This is a genomic window from Synechococcus sp. WH 8101, assembly GCF_004209775.1.
In the GTDB taxonomy this organism is placed as follows: domain Bacteria; phylum Cyanobacteriota; class Cyanobacteriia; order PCC-6307; family Cyanobiaceae; genus Synechococcus_C.
The window spans coordinates 122,753-147,667 of the sequence record NZ_CP035914.1; the positions used below are offsets into that span (position 1 = coordinate 122,753).

Here is a 24,915-nt window from a genome sequence, read left to right on the forward strand (position 1 = left end):
GCCTCAGCTTCGCGCCCCAGATGCCGGCAGACCCTCTACCCAGTGACGAAACAGCTGCTCAGGCAACTGATCGGCATTGGCGTAGCGGATCCAGAGATCCCATACCTCGGGGAGCCCGCTGGCCTGGCGGGGAAAGGCCCGAGCCGCCGGCAACTGGTGCGCCGGTTGGGGCACCAGCAGAGTGAGATCGGGCTCCAGCACCGTCCAGGCAGCTCCTTTCTGAGCGGCGATCAGCACCGCATCCACGGCGCCGCTCTGCAGGGAGCGCACAAGGTCGCGCAATGGTTGCTGGGGGTGGATGCTGGCGTTGGGCAGCAGGTGCTGCGTCCATTGCAGCAGAAAGGGAGAGGCGCTGGGCAAGCCCACGCGTAGATCGCCCACCTGGCGGAGTTCGGCCCAGGTGCGGGCGTTGCGTAGCCGTTCCCCGTGCAACAGCAGCGACACGCCATACACCTCCTGAACGGTGCTGAACCGCAACGCGCTGGCCTGATCCGGTGCCGGTGCCTTCAGCGCGATCGTCATGTCACAGCGCCCATTGCGCAGGGCCTGCTCCCCACTGCCACCACTCCCGCTCCCCAACGGCAGAAACCCGGCCTTCAGATTCATCTGCTCGGCAAACAAAAGGGCCAGCTCCACATCTGCTCCCACCAGGGCGCCTGTGTCATTCAGAAAGGCCATCGGCACATCGTTGACATGGGTGCAGAACCGAATTGCACCGCGGCGTTGGATTGCCTCCCAGCGACCTGGTTGCTCCAGCGCTGGTGCCTTGGCATCCACCAGAACGGCGGGTCCGCGGGCCCGCAGGAAGGGCCGTGTTTCCAGTTCCCGGCGCAGCGGTTGGCCGGGAGGGGGCAGGCGATTAAAGGCCAGCCGGGCGGCACCGATGAAGAGGGGCAGGCTGAGCAGGGTCAGGCCCGGCGTGAGCAGCTGTCGAGGCGAGGGCCAGGTCTGCTCCAGGCTGAGCCAGGTGGCGAGGATCACCAGACTGATCACACTCATGCAGGCCAGCAGGGTGCCCATCCGGGCGATCGCCAACTGGTCGATAGCGATGTAGAGCTGCACCAGATCGGTGGGGAGGCCGAGCCGGTTGAGCAGGAAGGTCATCGCCATCACCCCTTCGAGAAAACTGCTCGCCAGCCCGGTCATCAGAAACTCGGGCACGCCGGAGAGGGGCATGGGATTGCCGTTGAGCCAGCCGGCAAAGGGCACGAACGCCAGCGACAGCAACCGCCCCATGTCGGGGAACACCAGGGCCAGGGGGGTGAGCACCTCCACGGGCAGCTCCACTTCCGCCTCAAGCTCTGCCTCCATTGCCCGGCGGTTTGACTGGGGCATCGCCTCTGTTTGGCCCCCGCGGCGTTCGATCCGGGCCTCAACGATCAGTCGTTTGCCCTGCTCCACCAACAGCGGCAACACCACAAACAGATTGGCGGTGGCGAAGGCGATCGTGAGCGGGGTGCGGAAGCAGCGCAGCAGGCGGCCGGCACCGATCGGTGTGCAGGCGGCGATCAGCTGGGGCAGCACCACCAGGGTGAACAGCAGCACGATGCCGCCCTGCAGGAAGAGATAGATGCCGAGGCGCGGAATCTCCGCTGCGGAAACTTGGGCGGTGGTGCCGGCGAGGATGGCGAAGACACCGATCGGAGTGAAGCGCGCCACAAAGGCGGAGATCGCCAGCAAGCCATCGCTGAGCCGGTCGAGAATGCTGATGAGGTTCTGACGCGCCGGCACACCGATCAGGGCGATGCCAAGGCAGAGCGAGAAGAGCACCACCGCTGGGATCTGGGTGGTGGCGAAGGCTTCGAAGGGGTTCACCGGGATGAACAGCTCGAGCAGATTCAGCTGCTTCGGCGCTTCCAGGAGGCTGGGGCGGAAGAGGGAGGCGTCCTGCCAGGCGGGAAATCCCAGGGGCAGCAGCAACACCGCCAGCAGGGCCAACAGCCAGAGCAGCAACAGCACCAAAGCGGCTCGGCCGAGCAGGCGACCGGCCTGCGACAGCTCCAGGCGACCGACTCCGGCGATCAGGGAGAGGCTCAGGAAGGGCAGCACCGGCATCTGAAACAGACGCAGAAACCCGTCACCCACCGGGGCCAGCAGCTGGGTGACGCCGGGCGGCAGCCAGAGCCCTACCACCAGCCCTGCGAGCAGGCCCTCCAACACCTGTACCGCCAGGGATTGCCGCAGAAACAGGCGAAGCGGTGCGAGCAGGCTGCGGCACAACGTGGGCATGGGCCTGGACCGCTTATCCGACGCTAGGGGTCTTCAGTTTGTAGCCGCTGTCGATCGTGGTCTCGGGCAGAGGTTGGCTCTCCTCGTTGGGGATCATCACCTCGATGTAGGCGGCGCCATCGTGGGCGTCGATCTGATCGAGCACGGCATCCAGCTCGGCCAACGTGCTCACGCGGGCGCTGAGCCAGTTCTTGCAGCCGAAGGCTTCCGGCAGCAGGTGGTAGTTCACCGGAGCCAGGTCGTCGTAGCCGTGGCCGCGCTCGCTGATCACATCCTCGATGCCGTAGAGGCCGTTGTTGAGCACGAAGATCCGCGGTTTCACGCCGTAGCGGCCCATCACGGCCAGTTCGTTCAGGGTGAGCTGGTGGGAGCCATCACCGGTCACCATCCAGGTGTGGCCGGAGGTTTTGGCCATCACCACCCCGAGGCAGGCCGGCGTGGCCCAGCCGATCGAGCCCCACAGGCCCTGGCCTTCGGCGCTCACACCTGCCGGCAGCAGCACCTTGTTGAGGTGGGTCATGCAGGTGCCGGTTTCGATCACCAGCGTGTCGCCGGAGCGCAGTCGCCGCTGCAGACGGGGGTAGAAGCTGGCGGAGCTGGTGGCATCGGTCGGAGCACCCACCAGCGGCATCGCCTCGAGCTTCAGGCCGTGATCGTTGCAGTGGGTGGTGACGCGTTCGCACAGGGCGTTGAGCACATCATCGATCGCCACATTCACGAACACCTTGCCGCCTGCGCGTACGAAGTTGTCCTGAATCGACACCACCTTGGCTGGGTCGTAGTGACCGGTCCACAGGCCGGTGTTGAGTTCGGTGGTGACGATTCCGCCGATGTCGAGCAAGAAGTCGGCATGGCCGACCAGATCGCGCACCTCGTTCGACGAGGACCAGTCGCCGGCGTACATCCCGGCGTATTGCGGCATCGCTTCGTCGATGGTGCCTTTGTCGTTCGGGGTGAGGGCCGTGGGCAGGTTCGTTTTGCGGATCAGTTCCAGCGCCTGCTCGCGCACGCCATAACGGCTCACGAGATGGGTGAGCACCGCCACAGGACGTTGTGCTGCAGCCAATCGGGCCAGGATCGTGCCCACCGCGGCGTCCAGTTCTTCGGGCACGCTGTGTTGCCGCTTGATGGCCGAGAGCGGTTGTCCGCTCACCGGTGTGCCGAGCACGGGTTGGCCACCGTTCACCTCCGAGATCACCAGGTAGCCGGGCTTGCTCTGGCGCAGGGCTTCACGGATTACCCGCTCCAGCTCGTCCACGCAGTTGTCGGGCGTGAGCACGGCGCTCACGCAAGCGGCTTCGGCGGAGAGGGCCTGGAAGCGGTCGTAGACCGCATCGCCAAGGTTGTGGTGGGTGATCAGCCCTTGCTTCTGGATGCGTTCGCTGGGCATGCCCACCAGATGGAACACCGGCAGGCGATGGGCCTTGCTGCCCATCACGCCATTGATCGCCGACAGCTCACCCACGCCGTAGGTGGTGGAGAGGATGGCAGCACCGCGGATGCGGGCGTAGCCATCGGCGGCGTAGGCGGCATTCAGTTCGTTGGCGCAGGCCACCCAGGAGAGGCCCGGCACCAGTTCCGCGGCATCGTCGATCGAGAAGGCGTAGTCGCCCGGTACTCCGAAGATCCGATCGAGGCCGAGCTGCGACAGACGGCTGAGGGTGTATTGGGCAACGCTTGGAGCAGCCATGGCCCTGAGAGGGAGAGGGATCGTTTCAGAATTAGCGGGCTTGGAGTGACTTGATTTGGAAGAGATTCTGGGAATTCGCTGACTTTGTTTAGGCGTCTCTGATAGTGCATGATGCGTATCAATTGCTTGGCTCACGTTGGGCTTTGTTGACGCGTCAGTGCGTTGGCTTTAGATCATGATTTTGGTTGTTCTGAGGTTGCACGATGTCGATCAATGGCTCCCGCATCCTGGTGGCTGCGCGCATCCTCACCATGGATCCTGCCTGCCCCATCGCAACGGCGGTGGGGGTGAACCGTGAGGGTCGCATTGCGGCGGTGGGCGATCTCATCAGCTGCCAGAAGCAATTGCCGGACGCGGAGGTGATTGATCTGGGTTCTGATGTGCTGTTGCCCGGCTTTGTGGAATCCCACTCTCATCCTGTTCTCTCTGGGGTGGCAACACAGCCTCCGGCTTACTGGATTGCGCCTTATGTGGGCTATCCCACCTGGCAATCAGTCACTGACTTATTCGAGAAACTGCAAGCTGAGGCGCCAGCTGGCCAGGCCTTGCTGTTTAATGGTTTTGATAAATTACTGCACGGTGCTCCACCGCCAACCCGTGAGGTTCTCGATCGCTATTTCCCGGATCGTGAGGCGCTGGTGGTGGATAATTCGGGGCATGGAGCGTATTTCAATTCGGCGGTGATCGAGCGCATGGGGTGGACCAAGGCTCCGCCCCCTGATCCTGTGGGTGGCTCCTTTGGTCGGAATCCTGATGGCACGTCGAATGGTCAGGCTTTTGAAGCTCCTCCGTTGATGTTGCTGATGGAGGCGTTGATGCCAGATCTGGTTCCGCACCCTCTCGCTTCTGCGGCCCAGTGGTACGCCTTGATGGCGGGGAATGGCATCACCACAGCCTCGGAGATGACCTACAACAGCACCCAAAAACAGTCGTTTGAGACCCTGGCGCAACTGCCTCACTGTCCCTTGAGGATCTCCCTTTACCACGTGTCGACGGCTGCCGATTGTGCTGGGCCCTGGGAGTCGGATGTTGCGCCTGAGATGCTGTGCAAGCAAGGGATCAAGTTGTGGGCTGATGGTTCTCCATGGGTGGGCAACATTGCGCTCACATTCCCTTATCTCGATACGCCCGCGGTGCGAGCTGCTGGCATCCAGCCGGGGGTGCCGCAGGAGATGAATTATTCCCGTGAGCAATTGGATCAGATTCTGGATCAATTGGCTGGCGATCGCCTTCAGTTTGATTTTCAGGGTCAAAGCACAATTTGCACGCAGAACTGGCAGATGGCTATTCATGTGAATGGTGATGCGGCTTTGGATGTGGTGCTGGATGCGTTTGAGGCGGCCCTCCAACGCCACAACCTGCTGGGTACGGATCACCGCTGGCGCTTGGAGCATCTCGGTGCCGCCAGGCCGGATCAGCTTCGTCGGGCGGCCGGTCTTGGGGTGTACGCCTCCATGGGGCCATTCCAATTCCAGTACTGGGGAGATTTATTGGATGGAGAGATGTTTGAACCTGAGCAAGGATCCCAGTGGTGCCGCGTCAAAGACGCCACCGAGGCTGGCCTCAGGCCCTCGTATCACAACGATGGTTCGGTGAGCCCACCCTCACCGCTTGGCAATCTGAAAACAGTGGTCACACGCACCACACAGTCCGGCGCCCTGCATGGTCCTGAACAGCGGGTCAGCCTGGATCAAGCTCTGCGTGCACAAACCATTGATGCAGCCTTCATTCTTGGCCGTGAGCACGACATTGGCTCCATTGAAGTTGGCAAGTTGGCTGACTTTGTGCAGCTCGATGTCGATCCTCACGATGTGGAGCCGATGCATCTCGAAGACGGGATCACTGTGCAAGCGACCTGGCTGGGCGGTGAACGCCTTGACATTGCTGCCTTTGAACGTGCGGCTGGAGTGAGTGATCCTGAGCCCCATCGCCATTTGGCCACGGCTGTGGTCAGACGGTGTTGCTGATCACAACTTCCCTCTCAAGAGCCACCCACAGCTTGCTTTGTTCTGATGACTGTTGCCATTGCTGATCTCATCCTTCATGGGGGCCCCATCCTCACGATGGAGGCTTCCCAGCCCCGAGCCGAGGCGATCGCCATCGCCGGCGGTGAGATCTTGGCGGTGGGAACCAAGACGGACGTGATGGCCCACGCTGGGCCCACCACCCAGCATCTGGATCTGGCGGGCCGCACCGTGCTGCCTGGCTTTATTGACGCTCACGGTCACTTCGCCAATGCCCTGCAGGTGGTGGGTTGGGCCAACATTCAGAGGCCCCCGGCGGGGCCCGTGACCAGCATCGCCGACCTGCTGCAGGTGCTGCGCGAGCACGTGCTGCGCCACCCCGTTGCCAACGGCGAGTGGGTGATCGCCTATGGCTACGACCCGGATGGCTTCAGCGACGGCCGCCCGCTCGATAAGGCCGATCTGGATGCGCTGTTTCCGGAGAACCCGGTGATGGTGATCCATAACTCCAACCACGGCGCTGTGCTCAACAGCTGCGCTCTGGCACTGGCGGGTTACGACGCCAGCACCCCCGATCCGGCCGGTGGCGTGATCGTGCGCCGCCCCGGCAGCACTGAGCCCGCGGGGCTGGTGATGGAGACGGCCTTCATCCCGTTGTTCCTGCACATGCCACAGCCCTCCGAGGAGCAGCGGCTGGAGCAGTTTGAGACGGCACAGCGGCTCTACACCGCGAAGGGCATCACCACCGTGCAGGACGGCGCCACGGTGGCCGCCGATCTGGGCCTGTTTCAGCGGGCGGCGCGTGAAGGTCGCCTCTGTGTCGACCTGGTGTTGCTGCCGCTGGTGCTCGATGTGCCATCGATGCTGCGCGAGCGCTTCCCCGACTTTCACGGTCAACCACTGGAGCTCCCCCAGCCCGCGCGCGAGGCCTTCGGCCACTACCGCGATCGCCTCAAGCTTCAGGGCATCAAGCTGCTGGTGGATGGCTCACCCCAGGGCAAAACGGCCTTCTGGGGCGAGCCGCTGCTCACACCGGGCCCTAATGGGGAGGCCAACTGGCGCGGTCAGCCGGTGTGCGCGCCTGAGCAACTGATGGAGGCGGTGGCGCAGCTGAGCGCTCAGGGCATTCAGCTGTTTTCCCATTGCAACGGTGATGCTGCGATCGACTTGATGATCGAGGCCTGCCGCCGGGCCGGGCTTCGGCCCGAGCAGGACCACCGCACGGTGATCATCCACTCCCAGTTCATGGCGCCCGGCCAGCTTGAGCAGTACGTGGAGCTGGGCCTGCACCCCAGCTTTTTCACGGTGCATGCCTTCTTCTATGGGGATGTGCACCTGGCCAACCTGGGGCCTGAGCGGGCTGGGCGCATGAGCTCGATGGCCAGTGCCATGGCTCTGGGGCTGCACTGCTCGAACCACAACGATTTTTCCGTCACGCCGATTGAGCCCATGCGCATGGTGGAAACGGCGATGACCCGCCGCACCCGCACCGGTGTGGTGCTGGGCGCCTCGGAGTGCGTGAGCGCTGAAGCGGCTCTGCGGGCCCTCACCATCGAAGCCGCCTGGCAAATCCGTGAGGAGACCAGCAAAGGCAGCCTGGCTCCTGGCAAGCGGGCCGACCTGGTGATCCTCGACGCCGACCCCACCGCTCTGGCCCCCGAGCAGCTCAATGGCATTGCCGTGGTGGCCACACTCAAAGACGGCGTGTGCGTGTACGGCTCCCTCGATGGAGGTCAGGCATGAGCAACGCCTCAGCTGTGGCGAGGCTGCGTGGTGTCCCCGTCACGGTGGTGGGGGGCTACCTGGGTTCGGGCAAAACCACCCTGATCAATGGTTGGCTGCAGCAGGGCGCCTGTGAGGGTTGGGCCCTGTTGGTGAATGATCTCGGCCAGATCAACGTGGATGCCGAACGCCTCCGCCAGGGCGATGGTCGTGTGCTGGAGCTCGGCGGTGGATGCGTCTGCTGCACCCTGCGCGATGGCTTGGGAGTGGCGCTCCTGGAGCTGGCCAAGCGCGAGCAGCCACCCGTTCATGTGCTGATTGAAACCAGTGGCATGGCGGTGCCCCGCCGGGTGGCCAGTCAGCTGCAGCTGTTGGGTTTGACCATCGCCCGTGTGTTGCAGGTGGTGGATTTGGAGCGGATTGAAACCCTCTGGCACGACCCCTGGGTGGGTGAGGTGGTGCAACAACAGTTCGAAGGGGTCGACGTGTTGCAGTTCAGCAAGGCCGATCTGCTGGAACCGGTGGAGGCCCAGCGGCGTCAGCAGTGGTTGCTTCAGCAGCTGGAGGCCCTCCAACAGCAGCCTGCTCCCCCCTCTCACAGCGAACGGCAACTGGTGCGGAGCGATGTCTGGCTGCAACTCGAAGCGCTCGAGCGCAGTCAGGTGCTGGCTTGGGCCGAGCAACTCGGTCCAGAGGTGCTGCGCGCCAAAGGTGAGCTCTGGCTCAACGATGCCCCGGATGGCCCCGTGTCGCTCGACCGCGTCGGCGATCGGGTGATCCTGGTCGCCAGCCCTACCCGGCCCTGGAGCCAGCCGCTGCAGCGGCGTGGTGAGCTGGTGGTCATCAGCCAGGCCGGCGCCCCTGCCCCCCGCTGGCCTTCTCTCTGCCTGATCCCTGCATGAACGACAAATCCACAGGCGCCCTGGCGGTGCCGTTTCTGGGGCTGGTGTCCAGCCTTCAGCTGATCGATCCCACCGTGGCCAACACCGCTCTGGTGAAGGCGGGCGAGGCTCTGAACATGCAGGGATCCACCCTGGCGTTGGCGGCGAGTATCTCCACCCTGGCTCAGGCGGCCACCGTGCTGCTGATGGGGTTTCTCGGTGATCGCCTGGGCCGGCGTCAGGTGCTGATGGCGTCCTTGCTGCTCTCCATCGCTGGGGATGGCATCGCCCTGATGGCGCCGAATGCCGATCTGTTCCTTCTGGGCCGTGCCTTGGTGGGCATCGGCGTCGGCGCCGCCCTGGCGCTCTCATTCGCGGCGGTGCGGTTCGTGAGCCGCCCGGAGCAGCTCGGCCAAGCCCTGGGCGTGTGGAACCTGCTGATCATCGCTGGGTTCATTGCTGGATCACTGCTGGGGGGCGTGTTGGCAGACACCAGCTGGCGCCTGGCGCTAGGCCTGGTGCCGCTGATTGCGCTGCTCTGTCTGCCGCTGGTTCCCGTGCTGTTGCCGGAGATGCCTGCGAACCGCGAGCTGCGGGCGGACTGGCCGGGGTTGATCAGCATTGCTGCAGCGATGGTGCTGTTCTTGACGGGCGTCAGCCATGCGGTGAGCGGTTTCACGTCACCGGAGTTTCTGATCCCCACCCTGGCTGGTGTGGTGCTCTTCGGGGTGCATGTGTTGATCGAGCGCAGCCGCCAGACGCCCATCTTTCCGGTGGCCTTGTATGGCCGGGGCCTCTTTGCAGCCGCGATTGTGAGCGGCATCGCCTGGAACTTCGCCCAGGCGGTGGTGCAGCTGCAGACCAGCAACTTCTGGCAGGTGGTGCAGCGCTACAGCACCAGCCAGGTCGCCCTGGCCCAGTTACCTCTGTTGATCTGCTTCGCCCTTGGCGGTGTGGTGGCTGGTCGGCTGCTGAGCCCAGGCCGCCGTACGTCGCAGCTCATGGCCAGTGGCGTCATCACCCTGGTGCTGGGCCTCTTCTTGCTTGCCGGAGTGCGTGCCACCAGTCACTACGTCGCGTTCGTGCTGCCGTTGATGCTCGTCGGCAGTGGTCTGGCCTTTGTGTCCGTGCCCCAATCGGCATTGTTTGTTCAGGAGGCACCGCCTCGTTATTTCGGTTCGGTGACCGCCTTCCGCACCACCACTGGTCAGTTGGGCTTTGCCCTTGGCTTTGCCGTCAGTGGCGCCATGGTGAACGGATTTGGTTTCGCCAGCCTGCGCGATCGCTTGTTGAAGCTCGGAGCATCGCCGGCTCAGATCCCAGGTCTGGAAGACAAAGTGCGAGCGCTGCTGAGCAGCGGCGCCCTCAGCCATGTCAAAGGGGCCCCATCTCAGGTGATGGAGGTGATCGGTCAGTCCTATGCCAGTGGCTTGGCAGGCACCATGATCGTGGTGGCACTGTTGGTGGCACTGCTTGGTTCCATCAGCCTGTTGCTGCTGGTGATCGGCCGTCAGCAGGGGCCTGCTCAGGCCTGAGTGCGCATCATGGGTTCGCGTAGTTCTGGCGCTGTGGCGCACCCGTTCGCGGACCGGCAGCTTGCTGCTGCCCTGCTCCAGTGGTGGCAGCAGCACGGTCGCTGCGCGCCAGACCTCAAGCCCTGGATGGTGACGCCTGAGGGGCGTTGGCCCCTGCCTGAGCAGGCGATTGATCCCTACGGCGTTCTCGTTGCCGAGGTGATGTTGCAGCAGACCCAGCTGCAGGTGGTGTTGCCCTATTGGCGGCGCTGGATGGCGGCCTTTCCTTCCTTAGAGGCCCTGGCGGCGGCGGAGGAGCAGGCCGTGCTGCTGCAGTGGCAGGGTTTGGGTTACTACTCCCGTGGTCGACGCCTGCTGGCGGCAGCGCGATGGATCCGGGAGCAGTGGCGCTGCGGTGCCGATCGGTCTAGCGACGCCTGGCCCCGGGAGCTGGAGCTCTGGCTGGCCCTGCCCGGGGTCGGTCGCAGCACCGCCGGTGGCATTCTCTCGTCGGCGTTCAACAGTTGTCTGCCGATTCTTGATGGCAATGTGCGCCGGGTGCTGGCCCGCCTGCAGGCCCATCCGCGGCCACCGATGCGGCAGCAGGCCCTGTTCTGGCAGTGGAGCGAGGCCCTGGTCGCGGCGGCCCCAGGCCGGGGTCGGGATTGCAATCAGGCCTTGATGGATCTGGGCGCCACGCTCTGCACGCCGCGCCAACCGTCCTGTGGTTTGTGTCCCTGGCGCTCGAGCTGTGCTGCCTACGCTGCCGGCAGTCCCGATCACTACCCCGTGAAAGACGCCCCCCGCTCCGTGCCCTTTCAGGTGATCGGTGTGGGCGTGGTGCTCAATGCAGCCGGTGAGGTGCTGATCGATCAGCGTCTCAACGAGGGCTTGCTCGGTGGACTCTGGGAGTTTCCCGGCGGCAAGCAGGAGCCCGGTGAGGCGATCGGGTACACGATTCAACGCGAGCTGCAGGAGGAGCTGGCGATCGAGGTGGAGGTGGGTGAAGAGCTGATCAGCCTGGAGCACGCCTACAGCCACAAGAAGCTGCGGTTTGTGGTGCATCTCTGCCGCTGGAGCTCCGGTGAACCGCAGCCCTTGGCCAGTCAGCAGGTGCGTTGGGTGCGGCCACAAGACCTCGACGCCTACCCCTTCCCCGCTGCCAACGCCAGGATCATCGCTGCCCTGCGCCAGCATCTCGGCATCGTCGCTGGCGATCTGCCCCAGGCGGGCTGAACCCTGTTGGCAGCCAGGCGATCCCTGGCCAGGCTGCCCATCAGACACCTGCACGACCCAGCATGACCGATCCCTCCCCGCAGGTGCTCTGCCTCGGCGAGGCCCTGGTGGATCGGCTCGGTCCGCCAGGTGGTGATCCCCTCAGCGCTGCGCCGGAGCAGTGCGATGACCGGCTGGGTGGCGCGCCCGCCAACGTGGCGTGTGCTCTCGCCCGTCTGGGGACGGCGGCGGGCTTCATCGGCCGGCTAGGCGACGATGCCATCGGCGCCAGCTTCCGGGAATTGCTGGTGGATCGCGGTGTCGATCTGCGCGGGCTTCAGTGGGATGCCGCTCGCCCCACCCGGGTGGTGCTGGTGCGTCGCCACCTCGATGGGGAACGGGTGTTTCAGGGGTTCGCCGGTGATCGGGGGCAGGGGTTTGCCGATCAGGCCCTCGAGCCGGAGGCTCTGGCCCTGGCCTGGCCTCCTCTAGCGGCAGCGGTGCGCTGGTTGCTGGTGGGCACTATTCCTCTCGCCAGTGAGGCCTCGGCGGCGGCGCTGAGGTTTGCGCTCGCCCTGGCCAAGCGCGATCAGGTGCGGATCGCTCTGGATGTGAACTGGCGTCCCACCTTCTGGAGGGCTGACGCTGATCCTGCGGCCGGTCCGGATGCTGCAGCACGGGCTGCGATCGCACCGCTGCTGCCCCAAGCCGCTCTGCTGAAACTGGCGCGGGAGGAAGCGGAATGGCTGTTCGACACGGCCGATCCGGTTGCCGTCAGCGCCCGTTTGCCCCAGCGGCCGGATGTGGTCGTCACCGATGGCGGTGACCCCGTGCGTTGGTGCATCGCCGGGCACAGCGGCGCGCTGCCGGTGCTCGCTCCGCCTCGGGTGGTCGATACCACTGGAGCTGGAGATGCCTTCACCGCCGGCCTGTTGCATCAGCTGGTGCGGCTGACGCCCGCCGTCGGTCAGCCACTTGACCTCAGCGAGGCCGTGGTGCAGCAGATGGTGCGCTTTGCGGCGGCCTGCGGCGCCCTCGTGTGCGCTGGGGCTGGAGGCATCGATCCCCAACCATCCGCTGCCGCCGTGGCGTCGTTTCTGGCTCAGGCGCCAGTGCCGGCGTCCATCTGAATCGCCGGCTCGCGCAGCTGGGCCAGCCGCCCGCCTTCCTGGCGGTGGTTCAACGTGAGTGTCCAGGCATCGGTGAGCTGCAGACTGAGTCGCTCGGGCCACTCCACCACCAGCAGGGCGCCGAGGGCGCGGGCCTCTTCTTCTTCCTGCAGAAACAGGTCATCGGCGGCCGCGGCCAGCTCCAGCCGATAGAGATCGAGATGCACCAGCGGCGGCTGCCCCTGCGAATAGTGCTGGGCGAGCGCGAAGGTGGGGCTGGTGATCGGTTCGCTGATCCCCAACTTCTCCGCCATGCCTTGCACCAGGGAGGTTTTGCCGGCGCCGAGCGGGCCCTGCAGCAACAGCAGGGAGCCGGCGGGCAGCCAGCCGGCCAGAGCGCGACCGAGGTCGCGTGTGGCCTGCAGATCCGTGAGGATCCAGCTTCTCTCTGTACATTGAAGGCCTGGCGAGCCCGAAGCCTCGGAGACTCTGCAGAGATTCCTGTCCACGTCCTCCCCAGGGAGTTTTCAACTCATGGTGGCAACACCCACGGCTACGACCGGCCTTCAGGTCGCCTCCGACTACGTCGTTGCGGATATCAATCAGGCCGATTTCGGCCGCAAGGAGCTCGACATCGCCGAGACCGAGATGCCCGGTCTGATGGCGCTCCGTCAGAAATACGGCAGCGAGAAGCCCCTCAAGGGCGCCCGGATCGCCGGCTCCCTGCACATGACGATCCAGACGGCCTGTCTGATCGAGACCCTGGTGGAGCTGGGCGCTGAGGTGCGCTGGGCCTCCTGCAACATCTTCTCCACCCAGGACCACGCGGCCGCCGCCATGGCCGCCCGTGGTATTCCGGTGTTCGCCGTCAAAGGCGAGACCCTGGAGGAGTATTGGGATTACACCCATCGCATCCTGGCCTGGGGCGATGGCGGTGCCCCAAACATGATCCTCGACGACGGCGGCGATGCCACCGGTCTGGTGATGCTCGGCAGCAAGGCGGAGCAGGACAGCAGCGTGCTCGACAACCCCTCCAACGAGGAGGAGACCTATCTCTTCGCCTCGATCAAGAAGAAGCTGGCCGAAGATCCCACCTTCTATTCCCGCACCAAGGCGGCGATTCAGGGTGTGACGGAAGAGACCACCACCGGTGTGGCCCGTCTTTACAAGATGCAGAAGAGCGGCGAACTGCCTTTCCCGGCGATCAACGTCAACGACTCGGTCACCAAGAGCAAGTTCGACAACCTCTACGGCTGCCGTGAGTCGCTGGTCGACAGCATCAAGCGCGCCACCGATGTGATGGTGGCCGGCAAGCAGGCCCTGGTGATGGGCTACGGCGATGTGGGCAAGGGCTCGGCCCAGTCGCTGCGTGGGCTCGGCGCCACCGTCTGCATCGCGGAAGTGGATCCGATCTGCGCCCTGCAGGCTGCCATGGAGGGCTATCGCGTCGTTCGCCTTGAAGACGTGGTCGAGGAGATGGACATCTTCGTGACCGCCACCGGCAACTACCAGGTGATCCGCAACGAGCACCTGCTGAAGATGAAGGACGAAGCGATCGTCTGCAACATCGGCCACTTTGACAATGAGATCGATGTCGCCTCGCTCAAGCAGTACGAGTGGGAGAACATCAAGCCCCAGGTGGACCACATCACCCTGCCCAGCGGCAACCGGATCATCCTTCTCGCCGAGGGACGTCTTGTGAACCTGGGTTGCGCCACCGGCCACCCCAGCTTCGTGATGAGCAACTCCTTCACCAACCAGGTGCTGGCCCAGATCGAGTTGTTCACCAAGGGCAACGAGTACGGCAAGCAGGTGTATGTACTGCCCAAGCACCTCGATGAAATGGTGGCCCGTCTCCACCTCGACCGCATCGGCGCAAAGCTCACCGAGCTGAGCCAGGATCAGGCCGATTACATCAACGTGCCGGTGGAGGGTCCCTACAAGCCCGACCACTACCGCTACTGATCCCCACCTCGGGCGGCGTTGACGCCCCATGGAAGACTTGCGCCAACGTGCGCAGGCTCCATGGGGCTTTCTGAATTCGTCACCCAGTTGCCCCAATGGATCGGGCAGGCCGTCGAGGCCAATCCCTGGGCCGGCTACGGCGCGATCTTCGCGGCGATGTTCCTGGAGAACCTCTTTCCGCCGATCCCCTCGGAATTGATCATGCCCCTGGGGGGCTTTTACGTGCAGCAGGGCCAGCTGCAGTTCATTCCGGTGGTGCTCGCCGGCCTGATCGGCACCGTGCTTGGTGCCCTGCCCTGGTATGGAATCGGTCGCTTGATCAACGAGGAGCGGATCGAGCAGTGGCTCAGCCGTCATGGCCGTTGGATCGGCATCAGCCCCGACGAGCTGGCGCGCAGTCGCCGCTGGTTTAATCGCTATGGCACCGCTCTGGTGTTCTGGGGGCGCCTGGTTCCCGGCATCCGCACCTTGATTTCCGTGCCCGCCGGCATCGAGCTGATGCCGCTGCCACCCTTCCTGATCTGGACCACGGCCGGCAGCCTGATCTGGACCCTGTTGCTCACCATCGCCGGCATGGTGCTGGGTGAGGGCTACAGCAACGTGGAGCTGTGGATCGAGCCGGTCTCCAAGGTGATCAAGGTGCTGCTGGTGATTGCCGTGCTGGCTGGTGCGGTGTGGCTCGGGTTGCGGATCTGGCGGAGAGGCAACGCGGCCGACTGAAGCGACGGCCGCGGTCTGGCTGGCTCAGAAGGGCACTTCCTCTTCGCTGGGGCTGCCGCCGAAGCCACCTGAAGCGGCGTCGTTGTCGCGCTTGGAGCCGAGCAGCTCGAGGCGGTCGACCCGCACCACGGGTTTGCTGCGCTCTTCACCGCTGTTGCGATCGGTCCAGCGTTCCAGCTTGAAGCTGCCGATGATGCCCAGCAGTGAACCCTTCTTCACGTAATCGGCGGCCACCTGGGCCTGCTTGCCCCAGATCTCCAGGTTGAACCAGTCGGGTTCGTCGTCGCGGCTGCGACGGTTCACGGCCATGGTGAGGTTCGCCACCATGCTGCCGGATTCGAAATAACGCACTTCAGGGTCGCGGCCGGCTCGGCCGACCAGGGTGACGGAATTCACGCCCATGTCAGTCTCCAATTTGATTGGGTCAATGATGCGCCACAGCTGTCTGGTTCGACAGTTGTTGTGGCTGCTTTCAAGGAGTTCCACCGTCCGGGTCGACTGTCACAGGCTGGTGGGCTGAAGGGCCGTGCAACTGCCCCTATGATTCGCCGACCTGAGCCGGGCCAAGGTGCTTTTTCGTCGCTTCCAGCTGTCCCGTGACATCGGGATCGACCTGGGCACAGCCAACACTCTCATTTATGTGTCGGGCCGCGGCATCGTGCTGCAGGAGCCTTCGGTGGTGGCCCTGGATCTGGAGCGCGGTGTGCCTCTGGCGGTGGGGGATGAGGCCAAACTGATGTTGGGCCGCACTCCGGGAAACATCAAGGCCGTGCGTCCCCTGCGCGATGGCGTGATCGCCGATTTTGATGCCGCCGAGCAGATGCTCAAGACCTTCATCCAGAAGGGCAATGAGGGTCGCGGCATCGTGGCGCCCCGCCTGGTGGTGGGCATCCCCAGCGGCGTCACCGGCGTGGAGCGACGTGCCGTGCGTGAAGCCGGTCTGGCCGGAGCCCGTGAGGTGCATCTGATCGATGAGCCGGTGGCGGCGGCCATCGGCGCCGGTCTGCCGGTGACGGAACCCGTCGGCACGATGATTGTGGACATCGGCGGTGGGACCACCGAGGTGGCGGTGCTCAGCCTCGGCGGCACCGTGCTGAGCGAATCCGTTCGGGTGGCCGGTGATGAGATCAGCGATGCCATCGGCGTCTATCTCAAGAAAGTGCACAACCTCGTGGTGGGTGAGCGCACGGCGGAAGACATCAAGATTCGGATCGGCTCGGCCTTCCCCGACAACGAGTTCGACCAGACCGTGATGGATGTGCGCGGTCTGCACCTGCTGTCGGGGCTGCCCCGCACGATCCAGCTTCAGGCCGGTGATCTGCGCGAAGCAATCGCTGAGCCGCTCAATGTGATCGTGGAAGCGGTGAAGCGCACCCTGGAGCGCACCCCACCCGAGCTGGCGGCCGACATCGTTGATCGCGGCATCATGCTGGCCGGCGGCGGTGCCCTGGTGCGGGGCATCAGCGACCTGATCAGCCACGAAACCGGCATCTTCACCCACATCGCTGAAGACCCGCTCCTGTGCGTGGTCAATGGCTGCGGCCAGGTGCTGGAGGACTACAAGCGTCTGCAGCGTGTGCTCGACACGCCTGAATACGTGCGCAACACGGTGACGGCCTGAACCGATGGGCTCCTCCCAGTGGCCGACTGTGCCACGCCTGCGGGGCTGGCGACGTCTCTGGCCCTGGGTGGTGTTGCTCGCCGCCCTCGCGGCTGTGCGCTGGAGCAAAGGGGCTGGTTTCGCGGATGCCTACGCCCTGTTGAGTCGTCCCTTCTGGCCCGGTTCCGCCCAGAGGGAGTGGCTGCAGTCGGCTGGCAGCCTCGAGCAGCGCGCCCGCCTGCAGCTGTTGCAGCAAGACAATGCCCGCTTGCGGGGGCTGCTGGAGCTGGATCGCAACGCCGATGCCAGTCGCCGCGTGTCGGCGGCGGTGATCTCCCGCCAAGTGGAGGGTTGGTGGCAGCAACTGGAGCTGGGCCAGGGTTCCCTCGCTGGCCTTGCTGCCGGTGACGCGGTCATGGGGCCGGGTGGCCTGCTGGGCCGGGTGCAGAGCGTCACTCCTTCCACAGCTCGCGTGCGTTTGCTTACGTCACCTGGCAGTCAGGTGGGGGTGTGGGTGCCGCGAACGCAACAACATGCCCTGTTGGTGGGCGTGGGCACCGGCAGACCTCAGCTGCGCTTTCTCGACAAGGACGTGAAAGCCCGTGCCGGCGATCTGGTGAGCACCTCACCCGCTAGCACCTTGCTTCCCCCCAATCTGCCGGTGGCGGTGATCCAGTCGATCAACCCCCGCGGGGTGCCTGCGCCCGATGCGGTGGTGCAGCTGGTGGCGTCGCCGGATGCTGTCGACTGGGTGCAGGTGCAGACCCGCTGATGGCACGGCTGCATCAACAACCGATCTGTGTGGCCTCCGCCCTGATGGTGCCCCTGCTCACCCTCGCCACCCCCACCTGGCTCACCCTCTCGGGGGTGGCGCCGAGCTGGGCGATTCTCTGGCTGCTGCCCTGGTCGCTGGTGGATGGCCCCGTGTCCGGGCTGGTGGCTGGCGCCTGTGTGGGCCTGGTGCTCGATGGCCTCGGCGGCAGCGGCCTGACCCAGGTGCCAGCGTTGATGCTGCTCGGTTGGTGGTGGGGGCGATTGGGCCGCCGTGGGCGGCAGATTCAGCGCAGCCTCAACCTGGGGCTTCTGGCCTGGATCGGCAGCATGGCGCTTGGTCTCAGTCTCTGGGTGCAGCTGCGACTGTTCCAGGGCCTGGATGCTCCGTTGCTGCAGCACTGGGCCTGGCAGCTCTGTCTGTTGCAGGCTGTGCTCACCGGTCTTCTTGCGCCCATGCTCGCGTCCTGGCAGCTGCTGATCTGGCGCCGCCGCGCCCCGGCCTGATGCTCTCCGCCTGAGTTCGCCCGAGATGGTTCTCCCCCTCCGCCGCCGCACTGTTCTGCTCGCCCTGCTGCTGAGCGGCTCCACCCTGCTGGCCTGGGGGTGCCGCCCGGCGGCCCGCACCGAGGGGCCGCTGCAGCTCTGGACGCTCCAACTGGCGCCCAAGTTCAACGGTTACATGGAGGGGGTGATCGATCAGTGGGAGCGCCAACACCCCACGGCACCGGTCCGTTGGACGGATTTGCCCTGGGGATCGGTGGAACGCAAGCTGCTTGCCGCCGTTTTCGCGCGCACGGCGCCTGATGTGGTCAATTTGAATCCACCCTTTGCGGCCAATCTCGCTAGCAAGGGTGGACTGGCGGATCTCACGCCTCTGTTGCCGGAAGGGGCGTCCAGCCGCTATCTGCCGTCGGTGTGGCAGGCGGCGCGCGATCCAGAGGCCGGTCAGATCGCTGTGCCCTGGTATCTCACCGTGCGCTTGAGCCTGGTGAACCGCGCGCTCCTGGCGGAGGCGGGGCTGAAGCAGCCACCGCAGCGCTGGGAGGAGGTGCCGGCGTTCGCGCGCCGGATTCGCCGGGCCACCGGGCGCTATGGCCTGTTTGTGACCGTGGTTCCCGACGACTCCGCCGAATTGCTGGAGTCGATGGTTCAGATGGGGGTGACCCTGCTCGATGACCGACAACGGGCAGCATTCGACTCGGCGGCTGGCCGCCGCGCCTTTGCGTTCTGGACCGATCTCTATCGCGAAGGCCTGTTGCCGCGTGAGGTGGTAAGTCAGGGGCAGCGACGGGCGATCGAGCTGTACCAGAGCGGTGAGCTGGCCGTGCTGGCCAGCGGTGCGGAGTTCCTGCGCAGCATTCAGACCAACGCGCCTGGGATCGCGGCCCGGACCGAGCCGTTTCCGCCCCTCACCGGTGTGGATGGCACCGCCAATGTGGCGCTGATGACCCTGGCGGTGCCCCGTCAGAGTGCGCGTCAGCGGGAGGCGGCGGCCCTGGCCCTCTTCCTCACCAATGCCACCAATCAGGCCCGCTTCGCGCGCGAGGCCCGGGTGCTGCCCTCGTCGCGGCAGGCGCTCAACCAGGTGCGGGCCGAACTGGAGGCGGAGCGGCCGACCACGCCGCAGCAGGCCCAGATCCGTCAGGCGCGCCTGCTGTCGGCCCAGACCCTGGAGTCGGCGAAGGTGCTGGTGCCGGCCAGCCCGGGCATCAAGCGGCTGCAGAGCATCATCTACACCCAGCTGCAGCGGGCCATGCTTGGCCAGATCAGTAGCGATGAGGCGGTTCGGGAGGCGGCGCTGCAGTGGAATCGCTACGCCGAGGCCCGCTGGCCCTAGCTTGCACGGTTTCTTAAGACAATCGGAAGTCTCAAGGCCTTGTGATCGCCTCTCTCGTAATCGGTTTGCCCTGAACGGTAGGGTTGCGACTCTTCACGAGCGGTTCGCATGCCCGAAGCCGGGCCATCCAGCACTCCGAAGGCGACGATCCTGGTGGTGGATGACGAGCCCGCCGTGCGGCGAGTGCTTGTGATGCGTCTGCAGCTGGCCGGATACCAGGTGATCTGCGCTGAAGACGGTGAAGAGGCGCTCGAGCGCTTCCACCGCGACAGCCCCGATCTGGTGGTGCTCGATGTGATGCTGCCGAAGCTCGATGGCTTCGCGGTGTGCCGTCGTTTGCGGGCTGAGTCCTGCGTGCCGATTATTTTCCTTTCCGCTCTGGAAGCGATCTCCGAGCGGGTGGCTGGCCTGGATCTCGGCGCCGACGACTACCTGCCCAAGCCCTTCAGCCCCAAGGAGCTCGAAGCCCGGATCGCCTCGATCCTGCGCCGTGTCGGCCGCGGTTCCGCCACGGCGGAACCGCGCGAGGTGCCGGTGGGGCAGGGTGTGCTGCGCGTGGGTGATCTGATGGTGGATACCAACCGCCGTCAGGTGACCCGTGGCAGTGAGCGGATTGCCCTCACTTACACCGAGTTCAGCCTCCTGGAACTGTTGTTCCGCGAGCCAGGCCGGGTGGTTCCTCGCGCTGAAATCCTGGAGCAGCTCTGGGGTTATCCGCCGCGCCGCGCCGCTGATCTCCGTGTTGTGGATGTGTATGTGGCCCGGTTGCGGGGCAAGCTTGAGCCCGACCCGCGCAATCCGGAATTGATTCTCACAGTGCGGGGGATCGGCTACGCCTCCCAGCGCATGGGTGATCTGCCCCAGGTGGCGAGCGGCTGAGGCACAGCCCCTGGCGGAGCGGTCGGGCAGGATGGCGCCCGACTGCTGAAGGCCCGTTGTCTGAGCTGCGCGACACCCGTTTAGAGAAGGCCAACGCTCTGCGGGAGCTGGGGAGGGAGCCCTATGCCCTGCGTTTTGAGCCCAGCCACCGCACGGCGCAGTTGCAGGCCGACCATGACGACCTTGCCAATGGCGAGGAGCGTCAGTTGGAGGTGGCGGTGGCCGGGCGGGTGATGACCCGACGGGTGATGGGAAAACTCGCCTTCTTCACCCTCGCCGATGCCACCGGCCCGATCCAGCTGTTTCTGGAGAAAGCCAGCCTCGGCGACGCCTTCGCCCAACTCACGTCCCTGGTGGATGCGGGGGATTGGATCGGGGTGCGGGGGATCCTGCGCCGCACCGATCGCGGTGAGCTTTCGGTGAAGGTGGCGGAGTGGCAGATGCTCACCAAGGCACTCCAGCCCCTACCCGACAAGTGGCATGGCCTGGCGGATGTGGAGAAGCGCTACCGGCAGCGTTACCTCGATCTGATCGTCAGCCCCCAGTCGCGCGAGACCTTCCGGCGTCGCGCCCTGATGGTGAGCGCGATCCGTCGCTGGCTGGATAGCCGCGATTTTCTCGAGATCGAGACGCCCGTGCTGCAGGCGGAAGCCGGTGGGGCGGAGGCGCGGCCGTTCATCACTCACCACAACACGCTCGACCTGCCGCTCTACTTGCGGATCGCCACCGAGCTGCATCTGAAGCGGCTGGTGGTGGGAGGGTTCGAACGGGTGTATGAGCTGGGTCGCATCTTCCGCAACGAAGGGGTCAGCACCCGTCACAACCCGGAATTCACCTCCGTGGAGGTGTATCAGGCCTATGCCGATTACGTCGACATGATGGATCTCACCGAGCAGTTGATCGCCTCGGTGACCGAACAGATCTGCGGCACCACCCGCATCACTTATCAAGGCATGGAGGTGGATCTGACGCCCCCTTGGCGCCGGGCGACGATGCATGAGCTCGTGCAGGAAGCGACAGGACTCGATTTCACTGCGTTCACGGACCGCGACGCCGCCGCAACGGCCATGGCCGCTGCGGGGTTGGAGGTGCCGGATGCGGCCGACAGCGTCGGTCGCCTGCTCAACGAAGCTTTTGAGCAACGGGTGGAGGCCACGCTGATCCAGCCCACGTTTGTGATCGACTATCCAATCGAGATCTCACCGCTGGCCCGTAAGCACCGCAGCAAACCGGGCCTGGTGGAGCGCTTCGAATTGTTCATCGTCGGTCGCGAGACCGCCAATGCCTTCAGTGAATTGATCGATCCGCTCGATCAACGCCAGCGCCTCGAGGATCAGCAGGCCCGTCGCGCTGCAGGTGATGACGAAGCCCATGGGGTGGATGAGGATTTCCTTCAGGCCCTGGAGGTGGGCATGCCCCCCACCGGCGGCCTGGGGATCGGCATTGATCGGCTGGTGATGCTGCTCACCGACAGCGCTTCGATCCGCGATGTGATTGCGTTCCCGTTGCTGCGCCCCGAGGCCCGACCCGTCAGCATGGATAATTAGACCCAGTGGCTGGGTTCTCTTCCCATGAGTGGTGAGCGCGTAGGTTTCCGCTTCAAGCACGCCGATGCGGTGGTCAAGCGCAATCCCCAGGGGCGCTCCCGGCGCGGCTGGGTGATGGAGCCGGTGGAGCAGACCACCAGCCGTGGCACCAAGATGCCCGCCTACCGCATCCGCTGGCGCGACAGTGAACGGCCTGAGATCGTGCTGCAGCACATGCTGATTGCCGATCCTGATCCCACCCCGCCGCCGGAAAATGTGAGCCTCGAGCCGCCGGCCCCCAAGGCTTGATCAGCTGAGCCCCTGGCGGCGCCGCAGCTCCTCCAGTTCCTGTTGGGCTTCAAACAGGGCCCAGTCCTCGTCCAGACTTCTCCCCTGCTGCTGCTGGGCAGCACTGCGGTGCAAGGCATTGAGTTGGTGGTCGAGATCCCGGAACTGCTGGCCGAGCTGGCCCAGTTCCTCCCACAGCTGCCGCCCCTGATCCATCAGGGTTTGCGTGTGGGCTTCGGCCCGTCGCGTCAGATCCATGGCGCCGGCAGCGCGAGCTCGATCACTGCGCCCGCGCCAATCGCGCACCTCCTGCGCCAGGCTGAGCAGTTGGCGGCGATGCTCCTGTGCCTGCTCCTGCAGTTGCCGCCGCCGGCGTTGCAGGTCCTGTTGCCGGTCGTGAAGGTGCTGCTGGCGCAGCAGTTGATCCTGCTGGGGGTTGGAGCGCAGAAAGGCGTTGAGGCGCTGCTCCAGGTTGCGTTCGAGTTGATCCAGCCAGCTGGGAGCCATCAGTCGGCCTCGGGCGCTGGGGGAGCCGCCGGGGTTGCCGGTGAGGTGATCAAGGGTGCCTCGATCTCCTGCTGCAGCGGTGTGATCGCTCCGTCGCGGGAGCGCAGCAGCAATTGGGTGAGGCGGGCCACCGATCCCTCCCCCAGATCCAGTGCACTGAGTCGTTCAAAGGCCTGCCTGTAGAGCGTTTCCAGCTCTTCGATCAGGGATTCGCGCTGTTGGCGGATGGTGCGGCGCTGTTCCTCGCGACTCATGGCTGTTCTTCGCGACGCATGGCAGCGGCGATAACGGGATCGAGCGTCAGTCTGCCGCTTCCAGGAGATGCAGGGAGAGGCTGTCGGCGGCGTCATGCCAGCGGGCCGCGCACCGCCAGCCCGCTTCCTGCGCCAGGGCCGCGGCCATCGCCGGGCTGTATTTCACGCTGTATTCCGTGACCAGGGGCTCCCCTGCCGCGAAGTCCCACCGCTGGCCGTCGATGCTCACCTGTTGGTCGCAGCAGCTGATCAGGGCCATTTCCACCCGGCTGTGGTCGGCTTGCCAGCGGGCCCTGTAGCGAAACCGTTCGGGGTTGAAATCGGCCTGCAGATCCTGGTTCAGCCGTTGCAGCAGGTTGCGGGCGAAGGCGGCGGAGATCCCGGCAGCGTCGTCATAGGCCGCCTCCAGCCGCTGGGCCGGCTTGGGATGGTCGAGGCCGAGCAACAAGGGGCCTCCCGCCAGCAGGTGGCGGAAGCGTTGCAGCAACTGCACGGCCTCCTGCCGATTGAAATTGCCCAGGGAGCTGCCGGGGAAGAAGCCGAGCCGCCTCTGGCCCTCCAGCAGCGGATGGGGGGGCAGGGCGTCGAGTTGGCTGTGGTCACAGCAGATGCCGAGCATCGGCACCCGGGGGTGGGCCGGTTGGAGAGCGGCGAGTGCGTCGCGCAGATGGGAGGCGCTGATGTCGAGGGCGACATAGGCGGCTGGTTGCAGGGCCGCCAGCAGGGGACCCACTTTGCGGGCACTGCCGGCACCAAACTCCACGATCACCCCCGAACCGAGCCTGGTGGCGATCTCAGCAGCGCTGGCGTTCAGCAGGGCGATTTCGGTGCGGGTGAGGGTGTATTCCGGTTGCTCGCAGATCTGATCGAACAGGCGCGAGCCCTCGGCGTCGTAGAGAAACCAGGCCGGCAGCTGGCGGGGCTGACGTGCCATGCCCTCGCGCACCAATTGGTGCATGTCGGCGGCGGCAGGATGGAGATCGATCAGGTTCATCGGCACAAGCGCAGGCCGGAGGCCATCCAGCGCGAGGCGGGTGGGAAGAAATTGCGGTAGGTGAGGCGGCTGTGCCCCGCCGGGGTCAACCGGCTGCTGCCGCGCAACACAAACTGGGAGGTCATGAATTTGCCGTTGTATTCCCCCACGGCACCGGCTGCCGCTTGGAAGCCCGGATAGGGCCGATACGGACTGGCGGTCCATTGCCACAGCTCCCCGTGGGCTTGATGCAGCGCGCCGTTGAACTTCCGCGCTGCCACCTCCCATTCCGCTTCGCTGGGCAGTCGGGCGCCGGCCCAGCGGGCGTAGGCATCGGCCTCAAACCAACTGAGATGACGCACGGGACGCTCGGGCTGCAGCGGTTGGCGACCCGCCAGGGTGAACTCCCACATCCAGGGGCCTTCGGGGTCATCGCGGCGCCAGTAGCGGGGTGCCTGCCACTGCCGCTCCTGAAGCAGCGCCCAGCCTTCGCTCATCCAGAGATCCGGTCGCCGGTAGCCGCCGTCGTCGATGAAGCGGTGGAAGTCGGCATTGGTCACCAGCCGGTCCGCGATCGCAAACGGTTCCAGCCACACCCGGTGGCGCGGCCCCTCGTTGTCGAAGTGGAAACCGTCGCAGCTTTGGCCGATCTCCACCAGGCCAGCGGTGGGTTCAAGCCACACAGGCCCATCCGCGGCTTCGTGGGCCCAGGTGGGTGGCGTGGGCTGGTCGGCATCGCGGCGATACACCGGCTCCAGGGGCTGACGGCTGAAGCCATCGAGCAGGTCCATCAGCAGCAGCTCCTGGTGCTGCTGCTCGTGGTGCAGGCCCAGCTCCACCAGCTCCAAGCAGAGGGGGTCGTTGCTGCGACTCAGCAGCCGTTCCACGGAGCCGTCGACCCGGCGGCGCCAGGCGAGCACTTCCTCGATCGTCGGACGGCTGAGCAGACCGCGCTGCGGCCTCGGTTGCCGGGGCCCGATGGCGTCGTAATAGGAATTAAACAGATAGCCCCAGCGGCGATCCGCCGTCTCGTGCTCGGGCCAGAAGCGCTCCAACACAAAGGTTTCGAAGAACCAGGTGGTGTGCGCCAGGTGCCACTTCGGCGGGCTCGCATCCGCCATGCCCTGAAGGCAGAGATCCTCCGGTTGCAGCGGTTCGATCAGGCGTTCGCTGCTGCGGCGCACCTCCAGCAACCGCGACAGCAGGGAAGGCAACGTGCTCAGGGGCATGGCCTGCTGGTCATTCGGCGAGCCCCTTCTACCATCAGC

23 protein-coding genes are annotated in these 24,915 nt (G+C 65.4%); 15 read left to right on the plus strand and 8 right to left on the minus strand.

Annotated elements, in window-relative coordinates; translation table 11 throughout:
* Positions 1–3: 3 nt before the first annotated feature.
* Complete coding sequence (locus SynWH8101_RS00600; protein WP_130128139.1) at positions 4–2,229, minus strand: cation:dicarboxylate symporter family transporter; 2,226 nt, start codon at positions 2,227–2,229, stop codon at positions 4–6.
* 13 nt (positions 2,230–2,242) lie between these two features.
* A complete protein-coding gene (locus SynWH8101_RS00605; protein WP_130128140.1) occupies positions 2,243–3,919 on the minus strand; it encodes an alpha-keto acid decarboxylase family protein in 1,677 nt (558 codons plus the stop codon).
* 203 nt (positions 3,920–4,122) lie between these two features.
* Between SynWH8101_RS00605 and SynWH8101_RS00610 the strand changes: the two genes are divergently transcribed.
* The 6 genes from SynWH8101_RS00610 to SynWH8101_RS00635 all read left to right on the plus strand — a co-directional run bounded on the left by SynWH8101_RS00610 (position 4,123) and on the right by SynWH8101_RS00635 (position 12,345).
* Positions 4,123–5,886 (plus strand): amidohydrolase, encoded by a 1,764-nt coding sequence (locus SynWH8101_RS00610; RefSeq protein ID WP_130128141.1) that lies wholly within the window; start codon positions 4,123–4,125, stop codon positions 5,884–5,886.
* A 96-nt stretch (positions 5,887–5,982) separates the two neighbouring features.
* Positions 5,983–7,626 carry an amidohydrolase gene (locus SynWH8101_RS00615; protein ID WP_254427994.1) on the plus strand — a complete coding sequence of 548 codons (1,644 nt, stop codon included), beginning with the start codon at positions 5,983–5,985 and terminating at the stop codon, positions 7,624–7,626.
* The gene (locus SynWH8101_RS00620; protein ID WP_130128143.1) at positions 7,623–8,507 is read left to right on the plus strand and encodes a GTP-binding protein; all 885 of its coding nucleotides are present in this window, start codon (positions 7,623–7,625) and stop codon (positions 8,505–8,507) included. The genes SynWH8101_RS00615 and SynWH8101_RS00620 overlap by 4 nt, the downstream gene beginning before the upstream one ends.
* Entirely contained in the window at positions 8,504–10,021 is a 1,518-nt protein-coding gene (locus tag SynWH8101_RS00625) for an MFS transporter (RefSeq protein ID WP_130128144.1), read from the plus strand. The genes SynWH8101_RS00620 and SynWH8101_RS00625 overlap by 4 nt, the downstream gene beginning before the upstream one ends.
* A gap of 33 nt (positions 10,022–10,054) precedes the next feature.
* On the plus strand, positions 10,055–11,236 hold the full coding sequence (gene mutT / locus SynWH8101_RS00630; protein ID WP_254427995.1) for an 8-oxo-dGTP diphosphatase MutT: 1,182 nt from the start codon (positions 10,055–10,057) through the stop codon (positions 11,234–11,236).
* Positions 11,237–11,298: 62 nt separating this feature from the next.
* Positions 11,299–12,345, plus strand: coding sequence for a carbohydrate kinase (locus SynWH8101_RS00635; protein WP_130128146.1), 1,047 nt, complete (start codon positions 11,299–11,301; stop codon positions 12,343–12,345).
* Here SynWH8101_RS00635 and tsaE read toward each other — a convergent pair.
* Positions 12,318–12,833 carry a tRNA (adenosine(37)-N6)-threonylcarbamoyltransferase complex ATPase subunit type 1 TsaE gene (tsaE, locus tag SynWH8101_RS00640; protein ID WP_130128147.1) on the minus strand — a complete coding sequence of 172 codons (516 nt, stop codon included), beginning with the start codon at positions 12,831–12,833 and terminating at the stop codon, positions 12,318–12,320. The genes SynWH8101_RS00635 and tsaE overlap by 28 nt on opposite strands.
* Before the next feature lie 25 nt (positions 12,834–12,858).
* Here tsaE and ahcY point away from each other — a divergent pair, with 25 nt between their 5' ends.
* Positions 12,859–14,289 (plus strand): adenosylhomocysteinase, encoded by a 1,431-nt coding sequence (gene ahcY / locus SynWH8101_RS00645; RefSeq protein ID WP_130128148.1) that lies wholly within the window; start codon positions 12,859–12,861, stop codon positions 14,287–14,289.
* A 60-nt stretch (positions 14,290–14,349) separates the two neighbouring features.
* A complete protein-coding gene (locus SynWH8101_RS00650; RefSeq protein WP_130128149.1) occupies positions 14,350–15,009 on the plus strand; it encodes a DedA family protein in 660 nt (219 codons plus the stop codon).
* A 24-nt stretch (positions 15,010–15,033) separates the two neighbouring features.
* Here SynWH8101_RS00650 and SynWH8101_RS00655 read toward each other — a convergent pair whose 3' ends face one another.
* Positions 15,034–15,411: a single-stranded DNA-binding protein gene (locus SynWH8101_RS00655; RefSeq protein WP_130128150.1), complete on the minus strand. Its 378-nt coding sequence runs from the start codon at positions 15,409–15,411 to the stop codon at positions 15,034–15,036.
* 166 nt (positions 15,412–15,577) lie between these two features.
* On the opposite strand from SynWH8101_RS00655, the gene SynWH8101_RS00660 reads away from it, so the two are divergent.
* The 7 genes from SynWH8101_RS00660 to SynWH8101_RS00690 all read left to right on the plus strand — a co-directional run bounded on the left by SynWH8101_RS00660 (position 15,578) and on the right by SynWH8101_RS00690 (position 21,934).
* On the plus strand, positions 15,578–16,630 hold the full coding sequence (locus SynWH8101_RS00660; RefSeq protein ID WP_007101013.1) for a rod shape-determining protein: 1,053 nt from the start codon (positions 15,578–15,580) through the stop codon (positions 16,628–16,630).
* A gap of 4 nt (positions 16,631–16,634) precedes the next feature.
* A complete protein-coding gene (gene mreC / locus SynWH8101_RS00665) occupies positions 16,635–17,381 on the plus strand; it encodes a rod shape-determining protein MreC (RefSeq protein WP_130128151.1) in 747 nt (248 codons plus the stop codon).
* Positions 17,381–17,887 carry a rod shape-determining protein MreD gene (locus tag SynWH8101_RS00670; RefSeq protein WP_130128152.1) on the plus strand — a complete coding sequence of 169 codons (507 nt, stop codon included), beginning with the start codon at positions 17,381–17,383 and terminating at the stop codon, positions 17,885–17,887. The genes mreC and SynWH8101_RS00670 overlap by 1 nt, the downstream gene beginning before the upstream one ends.
* Positions 17,888–17,912: 25 nt before the next feature.
* Positions 17,913–19,220, plus strand: coding sequence for an ABC transporter substrate-binding protein (locus SynWH8101_RS00675; protein WP_130128153.1), 1,308 nt, complete (start codon positions 17,913–17,915; stop codon positions 19,218–19,220).
* A gap of 108 nt (positions 19,221–19,328) precedes the next feature.
* Positions 19,329–20,099, plus strand: coding sequence for a response regulator transcription factor RpaB (rpaB, locus tag SynWH8101_RS00680; protein WP_130128154.1), 771 nt, complete (start codon positions 19,329–19,331; stop codon positions 20,097–20,099).
* A gap of 56 nt (positions 20,100–20,155) precedes the next feature.
* Positions 20,156–21,646, plus strand: coding sequence for a lysine--tRNA ligase (lysS, locus tag SynWH8101_RS00685; RefSeq protein ID WP_130128155.1), 1,491 nt, complete (start codon positions 20,156–20,158; stop codon positions 21,644–21,646).
* 24 nt (positions 21,647–21,670) lie between these two features.
* Positions 21,671–21,934 (plus strand): hypothetical protein, encoded by a 264-nt coding sequence (locus SynWH8101_RS00690; RefSeq protein WP_006042532.1) that lies wholly within the window; start codon positions 21,671–21,673, stop codon positions 21,932–21,934.
* Here SynWH8101_RS00690 and SynWH8101_RS00695 read toward each other — a convergent pair whose 3' ends face one another.
* From SynWH8101_RS00695 to egtB, 4 genes are read right to left on the minus strand one after another with little or no spacing between them, the layout of a single operon-like run.
* Positions 21,935–22,420: a hercynine metabolism protein gene (locus tag SynWH8101_RS00695; RefSeq protein ID WP_130128156.1), complete on the minus strand. Its 486-nt coding sequence runs from the start codon at positions 22,418–22,420 to the stop codon at positions 21,935–21,937.
* Positions 22,420–22,674: a hercynine metabolism small protein gene (locus SynWH8101_RS00700; protein ID WP_130128157.1), complete on the minus strand. Its 255-nt coding sequence runs from the start codon at positions 22,672–22,674 to the stop codon at positions 22,420–22,422. Before SynWH8101_RS00700 ends, SynWH8101_RS00695 begins: the two co-directional genes overlap by 1 nt.
* 46 nt (positions 22,675–22,720) lie before the next feature.
* Complete coding sequence (egtD, locus tag SynWH8101_RS00705) at positions 22,721–23,668, minus strand: L-histidine N(alpha)-methyltransferase (RefSeq protein ID WP_174719480.1); 948 nt, start codon at positions 23,666–23,668, stop codon at positions 22,721–22,723.
* Positions 23,665–24,876: an ergothioneine biosynthesis protein EgtB gene (gene egtB, locus SynWH8101_RS00710; RefSeq protein WP_174719481.1), complete on the minus strand. Its 1,212-nt coding sequence runs from the start codon at positions 24,874–24,876 to the stop codon at positions 23,665–23,667. The genes egtD and egtB overlap by 4 nt, the downstream gene beginning before the upstream one ends.
* Between the last annotated feature and the right edge of the window lie 39 nt (positions 24,877–24,915).

Bases quoted from the DNA above. Each gene is read 5' to 3' on its own strand.
- SynWH8101_RS00600 (WP_130128139.1), bottom strand. From the start codon at position 2,229: ATGCCCACGTTGTGCCGCAGCCTGCTCGCACCGCTTCGCCTGTTTCTG.
- SynWH8101_RS00605 (WP_130128140.1), bottom strand. From the start codon at position 3,919: ATGGCTGCTCCAAGCGTTGCCCAATACACCCTCAGCCGTCTGTCGCAG.
- SynWH8101_RS00610 (WP_130128141.1), top strand. From the start codon at position 4,123: ATGTCGATCAATGGCTCCCGCATCCTGGTGGCTGCGCGCATCCTCACC.
- SynWH8101_RS00615 (WP_254427994.1), top strand. From the start codon at position 5,983: ATGGAGGCTTCCCAGCCCCGAGCCGAGGCGATCGCCATCGCCGGCGGT.
- SynWH8101_RS00620 (WP_130128143.1), top strand. From the start codon at position 7,623: ATGAGCAACGCCTCAGCTGTGGCGAGGCTGCGTGGTGTCCCCGTCACG.
- SynWH8101_RS00625 (WP_130128144.1), top strand. From the start codon at position 8,504: ATGAACGACAAATCCACAGGCGCCCTGGCGGTGCCGTTTCTGGGGCTG.
- SynWH8101_RS00635 (WP_130128146.1), top strand. From the start codon at position 11,299: ATGACCGATCCCTCCCCGCAGGTGCTCTGCCTCGGCGAGGCCCTGGTG.
- ahcY (WP_130128148.1), top strand. From the start codon at position 12,859: ATGGTGGCAACACCCACGGCTACGACCGGCCTTCAGGTCGCCTCCGAC.
- SynWH8101_RS00650 (WP_130128149.1), top strand. From the start codon at position 14,350: ATGGGGCTTTCTGAATTCGTCACCCAGTTGCCCCAATGGATCGGGCAG.
- SynWH8101_RS00655 (WP_130128150.1), bottom strand. From the start codon at position 15,411: ATGGGCGTGAATTCCGTCACCCTGGTCGGCCGAGCCGGCCGCGACCCT.
- mreC (WP_130128151.1), top strand. From the start codon at position 16,635: ATGGGCTCCTCCCAGTGGCCGACTGTGCCACGCCTGCGGGGCTGGCGA.
- SynWH8101_RS00670 (WP_130128152.1), top strand. From the start codon at position 17,381: ATGGCACGGCTGCATCAACAACCGATCTGTGTGGCCTCCGCCCTGATG.
- SynWH8101_RS00675 (WP_130128153.1), top strand. From the start codon at position 17,913: ATGGTTCTCCCCCTCCGCCGCCGCACTGTTCTGCTCGCCCTGCTGCTG.
- rpaB (WP_130128154.1), top strand. From the start codon at position 19,329: ATGCCCGAAGCCGGGCCATCCAGCACTCCGAAGGCGACGATCCTGGTG.
- SynWH8101_RS00690 (WP_006042532.1), top strand. From the start codon at position 21,671: ATGAGTGGTGAGCGCGTAGGTTTCCGCTTCAAGCACGCCGATGCGGTG.
- SynWH8101_RS00695 (WP_130128156.1), bottom strand. From the start codon at position 22,420: ATGGCTCCCAGCTGGCTGGATCAACTCGAACGCAACCTGGAGCAGCGC.
- SynWH8101_RS00700 (WP_130128157.1), bottom strand. From the start codon at position 22,674: ATGAGTCGCGAGGAACAGCGCCGCACCATCCGCCAACAGCGCGAATCC.
- egtD (WP_174719480.1), bottom strand. From the start codon at position 23,668: ATGAACCTGATCGATCTCCATCCTGCCGCCGCCGACATGCACCAATTG.
- egtB (WP_174719481.1), bottom strand. From the start codon at position 24,876: ATGCCCCTGAGCACGTTGCCTTCCCTGCTGTCGCGGTTGCTGGAGGTG.